Here is a 13,863-nt window from a genome sequence, read left to right as displayed (position 1 = left end):
CCGACAAGGCTTAGACCATGCCCAAATTTGCTCGCATGCTTTTCGTTTCGTTGAGTTGCATGATTTGTGCAGGTTTTGCCCCAATCGACGAATTCGTAACTCTTCCTTTATGCGGGGCTGCATTTGCCCAAGAAGCAGCTTCGGAAACTCCCGGCGAAGCCTCGCAGGAGAAGCCCGCTGACACTACGCCTTCAGAGTCCACATCCAAACCACAGAGCGAGCCGACAGATTCTCTCATCAAGCAAGGCGAAGCCAAGATTGAAGAGATTGGTCGGACTCTTGATGCCAGCCCAGAAGCTCAAAAGCTCTCTGCAGGGATTCTTGATCCCATCTACAAGCTGGCCGAATTGATCAGTCATCCATGGCTTTACTGGGTAGCCTTTGCCCTCATGACAACCGGTGTGGTGAGCTTTGCCCTGCAACTGGTGATCGGCAAACTGGTCGTTCTGATGAAACTGCACATCAGCTTGACGGAGATCCTGAGTGACGCGCTGGGACTGGCCATCAGCCTGGTGGGACTGGTCTTCACCACCCAGGCGGCGACTGAAAACTCCACCTTTCCACAGAGTGCTGCGTCGGTCCTCTCTGCCACAGCAGTGGGGGTCGTCCTCGGATACTTCTTCTATGTCTGGGGACAAAGGCAGGAGCTTCGCGCAGTCCACGCTGCCAGGCAAGGCAAATAGTCGCCACCAAAAGAGCATCAGCGCTTTTTGAATCTCATCAGCCACCAGCCAATCAGACCGACGGTTGAAAGGATCACGCCATACTCCCAAGGCTGCAGGTGTCGCCACCTGTCCTCGGAGTATGCCTGATAAAAGTAGATGTGCTCCCAGAAGGTTTCCATGATCGTCTTGCCAGCCTAAGAGTTCGTACAGACATTCGCGGAAATGCCGATTGCTGGAACCCTAGTTCACAGGAGAGGAAAGGCAAATCTTTCTGTCATGTCCTGCATCAATTTAAGCATCTCTGGCAATTCGTACAGAATTCTTATCGATTATGCCTGTCCTGTCGGAATGGAAGTGACCACCAGATTGTCGCGGTGAATCACTTCGTCGTAAGGAATCTCTCCCAGAATTCTCGTCATCTCTTCGCGTTTTTTGCCAGCCACAGCCCTGGCCGAGGTGGCATCGTAATTGACGAGCCCACGGGCAAACTCTTCGCCCTCCGAATCGACCAGCGAAACGACTTCCCCTTTTTCAAAGTCTCCTTCGACACCCACCACTCCAATTGCCAGAAGTGATCGACCCAGATGCTCGACGGCGTTCCGAGCTCCGGCATCGAGCTGCAGGCGTCCTTTCGGTGGTAACGTAAAACCAATCCAGCGCTTCCAGGCGGGAATGGCCTGTTGCTCGGCTGCAAAAAAAGTCCCTACGTCTTTTCCTGCGAGGATCGATTCGATGACTCCGTCGCACTTGCCATGAGCAATGACCACATGTGTCCCCACAGCAGTGGCTGTTCTCACAGATTCCAACTTGCTGCGCATCCCTCCTGTCCCACGACTGCTTTTGCTGGCGCCGACGAGCGAAAGCAGATCTTCGTCAAATCGCTCGACAATCGGTATGCGCCGACTTTCCGGGGATGAGGGATCACCCGTGAGCAAGCCATCCACAACCGAGAGGACAATGAGCAGATCAGCAGGGATCAGATTCGCGACCATCGCCGCCAGACGATCGTTATCTCCCAGTTTGATTTCCTGAGTGCTGACGGTGTCATTCTCATTCACAATCGGAATGGTGTTATATTCACCAAGTGTCAGCAGCGTGTTGCGGACATTCAGATATCTCGACCGGTTCTTGAAGTCATTGGCTGTCAGCAGCAATTGAGCGGCATGAAAACCAAATCGGCGAAAATGCCGATCGTACGTCTCAATCAGATGCGCCTGGCCGGTGGCCGCCGCCGCCTGTAAGTGTGGCAAGTCTTTGGGTCGAGTTTTGAGCCCCAATAGACTCATCCCCGCTCCAATGGCACCACTTGAAACCAGCACAACTTTTCGCCCGGATGCGACAATCCCATGGAGTTGGCTCGCCAGATGGGCAATCCGCTGGTCGTCAAGCTGGTCATTGGCGTCTGATAGAACATTCGTGCCAACTTTGACAACGACGCTGCGCACCCCCTTCAGCCAAGCCGTTCGTTCTTGAGAAACAGGCTGCGTTCCGGCAGCCGAAATGTCGACCATGACGATTGATCCTGAGAGACGATGATTTCAAGACTTGGCAGGCTGGTTTCCCCAGTCGGGTGAGCCCGCAGTTTACCAGTCGGATTCCCTCGCAGTTTAACTGAACTCTCCACGTCTGAAAATCAGCAGCGATCAATTCCTCACGTTCATTTTTGAAGAGTGAGATGATCTATTCGGATTGCGATTCTTTCCGCAGGATTGATGCTGCCCGGACAATGTAGATCCAGCCTGTGTAAACGGTGACCATGGTCATCAGCCAGAGGAGGAGATCCCTGGTGAGCAACAGGCCCGGAACGGCACGGAGCCTTTCATCCATCAGTAGTAAAGCCGCTGTCGCTCCAGCACATTGCAGAAACATTTTGAGTTTGCCCCAGCCGCTGGCAGAGAAATCGTGCCCTTTCTGCTCGAGAAATCCCCGGAGGCTGGTGACGAGCATTTCTCTGGCCAGGACAGCAATTACCATCCAGGCTGTGACACCGGATTGCTGGCTGATGGGGAGTAGAAACAGAAACACCCCGGTCGTGATGAACTTATCGACGAAGGGGTCCACAATCCGTCCAAAGGTCGTCACGATGTTGTATTTGCGGGCGATGTAGCCGTCGAGCACATCGGTCGCGACAGCGATCACGAAGAGCACCGCCGTGGCGATCCACCAGCCTCCTCGATCAATCATCGCAAAGACAACGATCGCCAGGAAGAATCGCAGCACAGTAATGCTGTTGGGAAGATTGAGCGTTTTCTCACTGGGCATGATGTTCGCTAAGGAGGGTTTTTACTGGCCGCAAAAAGTCGGTCGGCTTTGAAGTGCAGACGCTGGTTGCATCAGGTTAAGCGATCGGCTCGATGTTCGTCGCCTTGGCCTGTCACATCACTTTTTCAGCAACTTTTCCACGAAAGGGGCAACATCTTCTGCATAGGAGAACTTGGACTCCTCTTCGTCTTCTTCAGAAGCTGCTGCTGCTGCTGCTTTTCCAGTTGATTGAGTCGCGGAGGCATTACTGGCAGTGCGGGTATAATGACCGTCGAACCTTTTGGCCTGCCGCCCCTGCTGATCGAAAACGTAGACAGCAGGTATCGAATCGAGCTTGAGTTTTTCGAAGAGTTCGTCCGCAGGCTCATTGCACATCAGATGGACAATATTCGAATTTTGAGACTGCAGAAACTCAACAACTCGCGGCCTGTAATATTCGACAGGCTTGGTTTTGACACCGATATAATCGCAATTCCACGAAATGCAGACGATTTCCTGGGGATGCTTTTTCTGCAGAGCCAGAATCCCTGGATACTCTTTCAAACAGGGATCACACGATGTGGACCACAGGTCAATGACGACGACTTTGCCGCGATACGTCGGCAACATGGCCATGAGATCAGCCCAACTTCGATTCGCAATCGTTAATTGCGCCTCTGGAGCTGGGGGAGAAACCTGAGCTGGGGGAGAAACCTGAGCTGGGGGAGAAACCTGAGCTGAGGGAGAAACCTGAGCTGAGGGAGAAACCTGAGCAGTGGCAGAGCTTGCTGTCATCCCGAAAATGCACAGGCACGACAAAACCAGGGACTTCCATTGTTCTGTAAAAAAACGCCCTGCCAGAGCCTGTTTTGAACGCAACTTCGTCGTGCTCTGAGCCGGGAAGATCTGGCGAATCATGGCGAAGCTCTCCTTGATCAATCGCTATTCTCAGTTCGAGAAAAAATTCTCGTTAGGAAACTCTGTCGCGATGTCTGCCGATTGGTCAAGTCATCAGCGTTCTTAAATCTCTGCATGCCGTCTGCGGAACCAATGAGAAAATTCCCGGAAAGCTTTGAAGAAGAACGGGTTATGCCAGAACAACTGGCAGCCAGAGCCAGTAGAAATCACTCGGATTCAAGTTGTTTCCAAAGCTGATTTTGTGTCACGAATGATAGGGAACTGGTTTGTGAAGAATTACTCACGCTTTCGCAACTTGCGATTCCAAGCCTGATATCTTTAAGTTGTATCAGTGCTCAAGGATTTGAGCATGTGGGACTTACGCCAGTTGGCCTGAGTGATTGCCCGGGCTAAGTGTTGTTGCCAATGATTCTTCCCGCCAGACCTCATTACGAGTTGCTTCCCATGTCCGTCAAGACAGACATTGCTGGTGTCGTCATTGATGGGGCTCGCTACGAAGTTCGCTCCAAACTGGGCGAAGGGAGTATGGGTCTGGTCTACCGGGCTTTTGATGCCCGTTTGCAGACAGAAGTCGTTCTCAAAGTGCCGACTGCTGCGACGTTGAGCGATCCGGAATTCGCTGAACGATTCCAGCGGGAAATTCGCTCACTGGTGCAGCTCAAGCATCCCCATATCGTGACCATCCACGATGTGGGTGATCACGAAGGTGTGCCCTATGTGGTGATGCAATATCTTTCTGGCGGCAGTTTACGAGATCGCATCTACGAGGGGACACAGCAGGTCGCACAGCCTCCTGCTGCTTTGCAAGACTGGTTGATGAATGTCGCCCGCGCTCTCGATTTCATCCATCAGCAGCATTTCATTCACCGCGATGTCAAACCGGCCAACATTCTCTTCGACCAGTTTGGGAATGCCTACCTGAGTGATTTCGGTCTCGCAAAAGCACTCTCAGCAACTCAGGAAGAGCCTGCCAAACGTGATGCATCGCTGACGGCGGCCGGGTTTCTCGTTGGGACACCGAACTATGTGGCTCCTGAACTGATTATGGGACACGCCCATGACGGACGTGTTGACCAATACTCTCTGGCCATGACTGTCTACGAATGTTTAGCGGGCTGTGTTCCTGTAGAAGGCCCCACAGCCTCCGCCACCATGGTGAATCAGACAGGGATGAAGATTCCTCCGCTGAGTAAGTATCAGGCAAATCTTTCGGACCGACTTTCAGAGGCCGTCATCAAAGGCCTGGCCAAAAATCAGGCCCGGCGTTATGCCAACTGTGTCGAGTTCGCTGAGGCGGTACTGGAAGCCGCCTCTCAAAGAAGTTCTTCACGCCTCGCCGCCAGTGGAACAGTGACGCTACCGACAGCATCGATGGTCGCCGAGCGGGAAGCCGCCGCTGCCGCACGAAGTGGCTCGGTTACTCCCTTACCTGCGAACAGTGCTTCGCAGCGTATGGCGAAAATTTCTCGCGGCACCCCGGGCAGTGTCCCCTGCCCCGAGTGTGGCAAGGTTCTGCCACTCAAACCTCAGTTTGCCGGGAAAAAAGCTCGCTGTGCCAAATGCCTGAGTCTGCTCCTCATCGGGCCGGATATTGCTTCGCTCAAATGGATAGCCCCACCACCCAAGCCTGAACCGGAGGAGGAAGATCTTCCTCAGGCTCCACTCTCTTCCGCCCCTAAAGTCAGGCGACAAAAAGGAGGCCAGGCAAGTACCTCCCGCAATGCACAGTCGAAAACAGCCAAAAGCAGACAGCTCAGCGATTCGGAAATCGACGCACTACTCGGGGAAGAAGTTTTTGGATGGAGATTCTCCAAAAAAGCCATCGCGATCGTGGGCGGAAGTGTGCTGATCGTTACGCTGATGGCCTGTGTCTTGATTGGTTGGTGGTTCAACGCTCAAGAACTGAAGAAAGAGCGAGAACAGATGCGCATCAAGACACTTGGAAATCGCGAAATCAACAAGGGACAGAAACCCAGCCGAGAAGAGGATTAAACCTCATCATCGCGGCTGATTCAGGGCCCAACGATGCGTAAAGCCTTGCGAAAGGCTCGAACGATCGCATGTTTATTGAATGGTCATCGCTCTGATACTCTGGATTTTCACTGGTAACTGGATGGAGCGATCTGTCGGAGCAAAGCTGATTCTCAAGCGTGAAACCAGCGATTTTTCGGCGATCCCATTCGTATCTGGAAGCTCCCACTCGATTTGTTCGAAGCCAGACGATTCCGTCTGATTTTGACTCTCGTTCACCTTCCCGTAGATTGTCGAAACCATCTGACCAGGCACAAACTCACGATCACCGGGATGTTGCCAGTAGAGATTCAGCCTCACTGGTTGGGTTGAGTCCAGTTGAAGACTGGCCTTAAGTCGGCGACTTTTTGCAAGCTGCCAGACGCAGGGTGGCGAGACGAGATGCACCGCTCCACAGGTCACCACACCTGATAAAACCTCTTTGCCTTCAGGCAGTCGCTGACACGCATGGATTGCACTTTCAGAGCCTTGCCATGTCCAGCCCTGCCGATCTTTCTCAAAGCTCCAATGGGGCAGGCCGGACTGGTCGGCCAGTTTCGCAATGCTGGTTCGAATTTCATCGATAGACCCCAGCACCAGCCGGGTCTCATAGACATAACTCTTCCCGGCCTCCAGATGTTCGGGGCGCACACTCGCCAGATAGCCTGTCGGGAAATCGTAGGTTCCGACACCTGATTGCGGCGATTCACGTCGTGCCTTCACACTGCGATGATCCGCAATCCCGCCAAGAAATGTTGGATTATTCGATTGCCAGAGGCCGCAACCATAACCGGCTTGATCCACCAGCGCGATCCACCCTTCACTGCCATACAGTCTCAACCACGGAAATTCTCCCGGCTGAGGATGATGCTCGATTTCCTCCCACGCCTCATGCGTCCAGGGTGCCTGACCGCGATAACTGATCAATCGGTTGAAGTTCCCCGTCAGATAAACCGCAGGAAGTTCCTGATCTCTGGCAGGATAAAACGTCGCATCCTCGCGTTGATTCTCCAACTGGTTGATCATCCGCACCTGATGACCATCCAATTGAATCACACTGACGATTTGACATTCACAAGGGGCATTATTGAGTGACCACTGCATCGGAATTGCAGTCACTTTGAGAGAGTGCTTATCTTGTTCAAACGCAATTGTTTTTGACGCATTCCCGAAATGATCTCCGGCTTGCACTGGATTCCAGGGAAAATCTGCCCAGGCCGGAGCGACTTCCTTACCCTCGACACGAAATTTCGCTGGCCCGGCATAGAACGACATCTGAATCTGTCGACCCCAATCCCAGTTATTGACCATATTCTCTGGATGTTGCGTGGTCGAAAGCCAGGTAATCGCACCTCCCAGATTCAAATCAACGCCCAGCCTGATCGATTCATTTTCAATCCAGCGCATCTCAGGCCGATGAGCCCGTACACGCTGGCGAATTTCATCCTCCGCATGAGCATTCCCCTTCGTTTGACGAAATGAAAATCCACACCCTGCCATCGCCGCCGCACAACGGGATAGCCACGCTCTTCGGGTGTGAAAATTCTGCCAGAAGGTCAGTTTTGACATGGAAGCTGAATCCGTGGTGAAATCGAGCTGGTATGCTCATTGAACTGATCATATGACTGAGGACAAAAACCCGTTGACTTGTTGTCTGGAATGCCGAGTTCTCATCATTCGATATGACGTCGCGGGAATCGATCTTACTCGAAATGACGCTGCATGGCGGTATCTGAGAATTGCACAGGATGGCAAATATTCGCTGCTTCGAAGGATCTCACTTGATGGTCAATGCCCGTAGACAGTTGGAAATCCACCATCGATTCTCCTCGAATGTGTGGCAACTGCAACGAACATGTTGGATCTGGTCTGTCATTGGCTGCCTGGGCCTGGCATTGCAGGTCAAGAGTGTCTGTTCTGCACAAGAATCACCAGCACCTCTTGTGGAGACAAATACGAAAGCCATCATTTCGTTGCCTGACTCAAAGCCTCAGCACGCTCTCGAAACGGGAGAGGCTTCGAAACCACAATTGAATACCCAATTGCTCGACCAGCACTCGCGCGTTCACGAGTTTCGCGAGAAGTCTGAAAAGCCATTACGAGTTGTGGTGTTTATCAACGGTGATTGCCCGATTGCTCGCAGCTATGTCCCAGAACTCAATCGACTTCACGAAAAATGGAACGAAAAAACCGAAACGGTTTCATTGCATGCTGTCTGGGGAAATCCCTTTTCCACGCATGCCGAATTGCGGAAATTCGTGGAGGATTACTCGATCAAGTTCCCGATCGTCTTCGATCCCCTGGCCCAACTGGCACATGCACTTAAACCGACACACGTTCCCGAATCTTTTCTTCTCAATGCGCAAGGGAGAATTGTTTACCGCGGCCGGATCGACGAACGCTGGGCAGCTCCAGGAGTGAAGCGCGCTGTGGTCAAAACTCGCGACCTGGAAACGGCCGTCGAGACACTCCAGCTGAACCCTGCTGCCAAAATTGCTTCCACCTCGGCTGTTGGATGCCTTTACGACTTGATCCCAACTCAAGAACTTCTGGGTGCGAATCATGATTCGCCGCAACAAAAATTGACATGGTCTCAAGTGACCGCTTCGATCATTTACGCAAACTGCACACACTGCCATCAGGCGAAGGCCGTCGGGCCCTTTCCACTGGAAACATGGCAGGATGTCGTCAACGAGCGGGCTCAGATGATCGAGGAAATTCAGACATCCCGCATGCCTCCATGGATGCCAGATGCAAATTGTGGCGAATTCCTCGGACAGCGAAGCCTGTCCGAGATCGAGAAACAGGCACTCTCCAAATGGGTTGAGCAAGGGACACTCAGTGGAGAACTGAACGAAGCCCCTGCGCCACCGCCAAAGAAATCCACCTGGGAACTTGGCCCACCAGATCTGATTGCCGAGATGGCTGCCGATTTCTCCATCCCAGCGGATGGCCCGGATCTTTTTCAGAACTTTGTGATCCCGTTGCCTCTGGATAGTGACAAAGTCGTGGCGGCTATCGAGTTTCAACCCGGCGATGCAAGTGTGGTCCACCATACGCTCTGTTTTCTCGATGCCAATCACCAGGGTCGAAAACTGGATGCGAAAACTCCTGAGCCCGGATACAGCAGCTTTGGCAGCCCCGGCTTTCTCCCCACCGGTTCAATTGGTGGCTGGTCTCCGGGAAATACGCCTCGAAAACTTCCCGGACATATGGGCCGATACCTGAAGAAAGGCTCCGATCTGGTGCTGCAGATCCATTATCACCCTTCCGGGAAAGCCACCAAAGATCGTTCGCGAGTGGGCATCTATTTTGCCGATCAGCCGAAGAATATTGTCGCGGCTGTCTGGGCCGCCAGTTATGACATTGATATTCCCGCTGGTGAACGGAACTACGAACGACGAGCTTCGTACAAATTGCCCCAGCCAGTGACGTTAATGGGGGTGATCCCTCACATGCATCTGTTGGGAAAGTCATTTACCGCCCAGGCCGTATTGCCGGACAACACAATTCAGCCCATCATCCGGATCTCGAATTGGAAATATGCCTGGCAGGACGAATTTCATCTTTCGCAGCCGATCCATCTCCCCGCAGGAACCCGGCTCGAAATCATCGCCGCATGGGATAACTCGGAGGAAAATCCGTTAAACCCGTCGAATCCACCTCGTCGCGTGACCTGGGGTGAGCAGACCACCGATGAAATGGTTTACGGTTTCTTTCTCGTGGCGGCTGAAGAGCCCAAAAAGCTGATTCCGCTGGCTCTCGACAATATCTCCGTGGATCTCAAGAGCAGAGCTTTGCACGGGCATCCTATTCGTTAAGGTCCATCGCTCCCATCGACCCGAATGAAAGATCGACACGAATGAAAAAAGCTCAGCGGCTGACAATTGGCGTCAGCCGCTGAGCTTTTGTGTGTCAGCATGAGCTTGAGAGCCATGCAGAATTAAAGCTCTTCGGAGTTAGAGCTGCTCTGTTGTTGGCAGCAGATAGGGTGCCCGGTATTCCCTCGAAAGCATGGCATTGGCTTCTTCGGATCGAGGGCCCGTAAAGGTTTCGTTCGGGAGAATCTTGAGCAGCGGGCCAACTTGGATCTTGTTACCCGTCAGATCAACTCCATTTGCTTTCAAATGCTCGGCAAACCGCTTGGTGGTTTCGAGACCTTCAGGATCTTTGGCGAGCTGAGTTTCCAGAGCGCTCAGGCTTTCCAGGGAACCCAAACGGTAGGAAATGTTGCCGACATGGCAAAGTGCACTGGAAAGATGTCCTTCCAGAATCTCAGCATTCAGCTTGGACATATCGCGGGCTTTGAACGCTTCGATAAAGTTGTTGTAGTGATTCTGGTCTGAACCACCCTTGAACTGCTTGATCTCCTTGCCATCTTTGGAGAAGACCGTCGCACTGGAGTAACTGGGAATGACCATGTACCCCTCGCTGCCATAAACAATCACGCCCACTTTGGCTCCCATGTAGGCGTCAGTCTTCAGGCCACGAACTTCGAAGATGAGTCGCTTATCACCAAAGGTATGGAAACAGACCTGCGTGTTGGCGGTATCGCCAGCATCTTCATAGCCATATCGGCCGCCATAGCTCATGACACTGTCGCCGATGCTGTTTTCATTGAGTGCCCAGCGGGCGATATCCATCTGGTGAATCCCCTGATTTCCCAGGTCGCCGTTGCCGTATGGCCATTGCCAATGCCAGTCGTAGTGAAAATTCTTGCGAGTAAGTGGCGCCAGTGGTGCCGGACCAGTCCACAAATCGAGATTCACAGTCGATGGCGGTTCGTAGTTGCTGCGTGGCCCAATCGAGTTCCGGGGCTTGTAACAGAGACCGCGTGCGAGTTTGACTTCCCCCAACTGGCCATCATGAATGTACTTGATCGCTTCCTTCAACCCGGGGTTCGATCGGCTTTGAGTGCCGCACTGGACAATCTTGTTGTACTTACGGGCGGCTTCGACAAGTCGGCGACCTTCGACCACATTGTGACTGACAGGTTTTTCGACATAAACGTCTTTGCCGGCCTGAATCGCCCAGATCGCAGCCAGAGCATGCCAATGGTTGGGAGTGGCCACACTCACGACATCGACATTCTTGTCGGCATAAGCCTCACGCAGATCGGTATAGACCTTAGGGCGGTGTTTGTACTCTTTTTCAATCAGTGCCGCTTTGGATTCACCGACTCGCTGATCGACATCGACAATCGCGTAAACGATCGAATCAGGATTGTTGCTGAAGCCTCGAATGTGCTCTCCGCCCCGGCCATTCACGCCCACGACGCAGACATTGATCTTGTCGCCAGTTTTTTTCGGGGCAGTTTCCTGTGCCTGAACAGCCTTCAAACCACCCGCGCAGGCCAGAGCAGCGCCCACTGAGAGGCTGTTCTCAAGAAATTCACGACGATTCTGAGGCATAACAAAATCCTTATCACGATGTCGTTATCAACTGTCTGCTAAAAAGGTATTGAACCCGGGTCGAGATGAACAATAGGCGACAGGCTGGCAGGACGACAGCTCGACCTTCTGTGCGACGACCTCTGCGGCCGAATGACTGATGATCGGGTTACATGCATCAACAGTCGTTTAAGTTTACCGCGAAGATCAATGACAGGGCAATCGACTGGGAGCGAACTTGCACTGTTATAGAAGGATTCTTTCAGAACGATTCGAACCCCCGCGATGGTCACCAGATCTCGGGCGGTCGAAAGATCCCCAAAAGATCTGCGGGATCCCTTCACTTCGGGCGGTGGACGATTCTCAGTTTCCCCAGCGTCAGAGCAGCGTGGAAATGTCAATTGTCAACCTTCATTTGGCTCGCCCGAACACATTGCCTTGCATTTATGCACAGGAGCGCGATGTGCAGGCACTGCTTGCCATTTCCAGCGGTCACAGTCGGAGTCGAGAGCCGCCGGAAGAAAAAATCCTGATGCTCAAGTTTCAGGCACATCGATCAGAATGCTATGTGGGCAGGGCTGACTTTCACCTGAATTTTGCGAGAATTCGGGCACATTCGTGAAAACTCACCCGAGAAAATGTTCAGCTAAATTTCGTTTTCGTGATTTTCCTCAGGAATCAAGGCACGCTCGTTGCTTATTTGCTGCGCAGGGGTGAAAAGTGCCTGCATTTTTCACATTCAAAACACCTTGTGGTTATGTGGCTCGGATCCAACTGATGGTGAAGGGTGCGTAATCGAGTTGCTTCGATTCAATGAGGGGAAAGTAAATGACGCGTTCCGTGGCGCTCCTGGGACTCACACTTCTACTGACAGCATGTTGCTGGTCGGTTTCTGGGCAAGGATTCGCCCAGGAAACTCCAGCCACTCCAGCAGCGGAAGCCGCTGCCACACCAGCTCCTGCTGCAGCAGAGGAAGCCAAGCCCGCCGAGGCTGCTCCTCCTGCTGATCCGATCGCAACTTTGCAGGCCACTGCAGACAAGCTGACTGTCGGTCTGGATTCAGTCTTTGTTCTCTTCTGCGGATTCCTCGTCTTCTTCATGAACGCTGGCTTCGGTGCTGTTGAGTCCGGATTCGCGCGTTCGAAAAACACAGTGAACATTCTTTCGAAGAACTTCATTGTGTTCGCTGTCTGTACGTTAGGTTTCTATCTTTTCGGATGGGGCCTGATGTTCGGTGGTGGCGATGGTTCTGTCTCTGGAGATGGTGGCTGGTACGGAGCTAAAGGGATCATGATGATCTCTGGCGCTGACAACAGCCCCAAGATCGCGACTCTTGGTTACGAAGGTGACTATGGCTCAATTGCCTGGGCTGGCGTCCCCTTGATGGTCAAATTTTTCTTCCAACTGGTCTTCGCAGGTACTGCTGCCACAATCGTTTCCGGGGCAGTTGCTGAACGAATCAAGTATCACTCATTCATCATTTTCTGCTTTATCATGATGATCGTGATGTACCCCATCACAGGCCACTGGATCTGGGGTTATGGATACCTGGCTGCCAAGTGGAACTTCTGGGATTTTGCTGGTTCGACTGTCGTACACTCGGTGGGTGGTTGGGCAGCATTGACCGGAGCGATCATCCTTGGCCCACGTATTGGCAAGTATGCCAATGGTAAAGTGAATGCGATCCCAGGTCACAGCATGATGGCTGCTTTCCTGGGTTGTATGATCCTTTGGCTCGGCTGGTTCGGCTTTAACCCGGGCAGTTGCATGGCGGTGGGTGATGGTGCTTTGATTGCTCAAGTCGCCGTCAACACCAACGCTGCTGCTGCAATTGCAGCACTGACATCGACTGCAACCGCTTGGATCGTACTCGGTAAGCCAGATATCGGGATGACTCTTAACGGTTGCTTGGCCGGCCTGGTCGCGATCACTGCTCCTGCTGCCTTCACTGATCTCAACTGCTCTTTGATTATCGGTGCTATCGCAGGTGTGCTCGTGGTCCTCTCAGTTCTGGCATTCGACCGAGTCGGTGTTGACGACCCAGTGGGTGCCACATCGGTTCACCTCGTGAACGGGATTTTTGGTACCATCTGCGTCGGGCTCTTCACCACGGCAGATCTTTCAACCACCCCAATTACTGGCGGGCCAAAAGCTGGTCTGTTCTTCGGAGGCGGGACCGAGCAATTGATTGCCCAGCTCGTGGGCATCGGTATGGTCGGAATCTACACAGTGGTGGTTTCAGCAATTGTATGGCTGGTCATCAAGTACACTGTCGGCCTGCGTGTGAAGCCTGAAGAAGAAATCGAAGGTCTCGACATGGGTGAACACGGCAACGAAGCTTACCACGGATTCGTTATTCAGAACTAACTGTCAGCCTGTATTCCAGAACAACCTGGGGACGGTGGCAAGATGCGACTCTCCCCAGGCATTTGCCAAAAGATGGACGGCACGGAAGCTTCACTGCGAGCTGTCAAACTGAGAATCTTCTGAGTTTGACTCTTCCAGAGATTCAAATCATCAGGCAAGCCGAACGGTCATCAATTCTCCCAAGAGAATTGGTGACCGTTTTTGTTTTCGTCGCGATCCGTCTCGCCCACTGAAGGCTGGCCTCAACGATCGAGTGCTCAATGATCAAAATA

9 protein-coding genes are annotated in these 13,863 nt (G+C 52.7%); 4 read left to right on the top strand and 5 right to left on the bottom strand.

The genetic code is table 11. From position 1 onward, the window contains the following. The first annotated feature begins 17 nt into the window (after positions 1 to 17). Positions 18 to 683 (top strand): hypothetical protein, encoded by a 666-nt coding sequence (locus tag A6X21_RS16335; RefSeq protein ID WP_068849796.1) that lies wholly within the window; start codon positions 18 to 20, stop codon positions 681 to 683. 311 nt (positions 684 to 994) lie between these two features. Here the strand turns inward: A6X21_RS16335 and proB are convergent, their stop codons facing one another. From proB to A6X21_RS16320, 3 genes are all read right to left on the bottom strand, one after another. After that, on the bottom strand, positions 995 to 2,176 hold the full coding sequence (gene proB / locus A6X21_RS16330; RefSeq protein ID WP_083233671.1) for a glutamate 5-kinase: 1,182 nt from the start codon (positions 2,174 to 2,176) through the stop codon (positions 995 to 997). 169 nt (positions 2,177 to 2,345) lie between these two features. Then, the gene (pgsA, locus tag A6X21_RS16325) at positions 2,346 to 2,927 is read right to left on the bottom strand and encodes a CDP-diacylglycerol--glycerol-3-phosphate 3-phosphatidyltransferase (protein WP_068849793.1); all 582 of its coding nucleotides are present in this window, start codon (positions 2,925 to 2,927) and stop codon (positions 2,346 to 2,348) included. Positions 2,928 to 3,044: 117 nt separating this feature from the next. Then, positions 3,045 to 3,824 (bottom strand): TlpA family protein disulfide reductase, encoded by a 780-nt coding sequence (locus A6X21_RS16320; protein ID WP_068849790.1) that lies wholly within the window; start codon positions 3,822 to 3,824, stop codon positions 3,045 to 3,047. A 444-nt stretch (positions 3,825 to 4,268) separates the two neighbouring features. Between A6X21_RS16320 and A6X21_RS16315 the strand changes: the two genes are divergently transcribed. Continuing rightward, positions 4,269 to 5,816 (top strand): serine/threonine protein kinase, encoded by a 1,548-nt coding sequence (locus tag A6X21_RS16315; RefSeq protein WP_165603829.1) that lies wholly within the window; start codon positions 4,269 to 4,271, stop codon positions 5,814 to 5,816. A 72-nt stretch (positions 5,817 to 5,888) separates the two neighbouring features. Here A6X21_RS16315 and A6X21_RS16310 read toward each other — a convergent pair whose 3' ends face one another. Then, positions 5,889 to 7,403 (bottom strand): hypothetical protein, encoded by a 1,515-nt coding sequence (locus tag A6X21_RS16310; RefSeq protein WP_131818384.1) that lies wholly within the window; start codon positions 7,401 to 7,403, stop codon positions 5,889 to 5,891. Positions 7,404 to 7,618: 215 nt separating this feature from the next. On the opposite strand from A6X21_RS16310, the gene A6X21_RS16305 reads away from it, so the two are divergent. Beyond that, positions 7,619 to 9,655 (top strand): redoxin domain-containing protein, encoded by a 2,037-nt coding sequence (locus A6X21_RS16305; protein ID WP_165603828.1) that lies wholly within the window; start codon positions 7,619 to 7,621, stop codon positions 9,653 to 9,655. Between the two features lie 138 nt (positions 9,656 to 9,793). On the opposite strand, the gene A6X21_RS16300 is transcribed toward A6X21_RS16305, so the two are convergent. Further along, positions 9,794 to 11,245, bottom strand: a complete 1,452-nt coding sequence (locus A6X21_RS16300; RefSeq protein ID WP_068849778.1) for a Gfo/Idh/MocA family protein — start codon at positions 11,243 to 11,245, stop codon at positions 9,794 to 9,796. Between the two features lie 807 nt (positions 11,246 to 12,052). Between A6X21_RS16300 and A6X21_RS16290 the strand changes: the two genes are divergently transcribed. Next, complete coding sequence (locus A6X21_RS16290; protein ID WP_068849772.1) at positions 12,053 to 13,591, top strand: ammonium transporter; 1,539 nt, start codon at positions 12,053 to 12,055, stop codon at positions 13,589 to 13,591. Positions 13,592 to 13,863 lie beyond the last annotated feature (272 nt).

It is taken from the genome of Planctopirus hydrillae (assembly GCF_001707835.1).
Classification (GTDB): domain Bacteria; phylum Planctomycetota; class Planctomycetia; order Planctomycetales; family Planctomycetaceae; genus Planctopirus; species Planctopirus hydrillae.
Note: the sequence above shows the minus strand (reverse complement) of the source record. Positions and strands in the feature narration are given on the sequence as shown.

What these genes read in the sequence shown, in the direction of transcription:
- A6X21_RS16320 (WP_068849790.1), bottom strand. Translation starts at nt 3,824, where the DNA reads ATGATTCGCCAGATCTTCCCGGCTCAGAGCACGACGAAGTTGCGTTCA.
- A6X21_RS16300 (WP_068849778.1), bottom strand. Translation starts at nt 11,245, where the DNA reads ATGCCTCAGAATCGTCGTGAATTTCTTGAGAACAGCCTCTCAGTGGGC.
- A6X21_RS16335 (WP_068849796.1), top strand. Translation starts at nt 18, where the DNA reads ATGCCCAAATTTGCTCGCATGCTTTTCGTTTCGTTGAGTTGCATGATT.
- proB (WP_083233671.1), bottom strand. Translation starts at nt 2,176, where the DNA reads ATGGTCGACATTTCGGCTGCCGGAACGCAGCCTGTTTCTCAAGAACGA.
- A6X21_RS16315 (WP_165603829.1), top strand. Translation starts at nt 4,269, where the DNA reads ATGTCCGTCAAGACAGACATTGCTGGTGTCGTCATTGATGGGGCTCGC.
- A6X21_RS16290 (WP_068849772.1), top strand. Translation starts at nt 12,053, where the DNA reads ATGACGCGTTCCGTGGCGCTCCTGGGACTCACACTTCTACTGACAGCA.
- pgsA (WP_068849793.1), bottom strand. Translation starts at nt 2,927, where the DNA reads ATGCCCAGTGAGAAAACGCTCAATCTTCCCAACAGCATTACTGTGCTG.
- A6X21_RS16310 (WP_131818384.1), bottom strand. Translation starts at nt 7,403, where the DNA reads ATGTCAAAACTGACCTTCTGGCAGAATTTTCACACCCGAAGAGCGTGG.
- A6X21_RS16305 (WP_165603828.1), top strand. Translation starts at nt 7,619, where the DNA reads ATGGTCAATGCCCGTAGACAGTTGGAAATCCACCATCGATTCTCCTCG.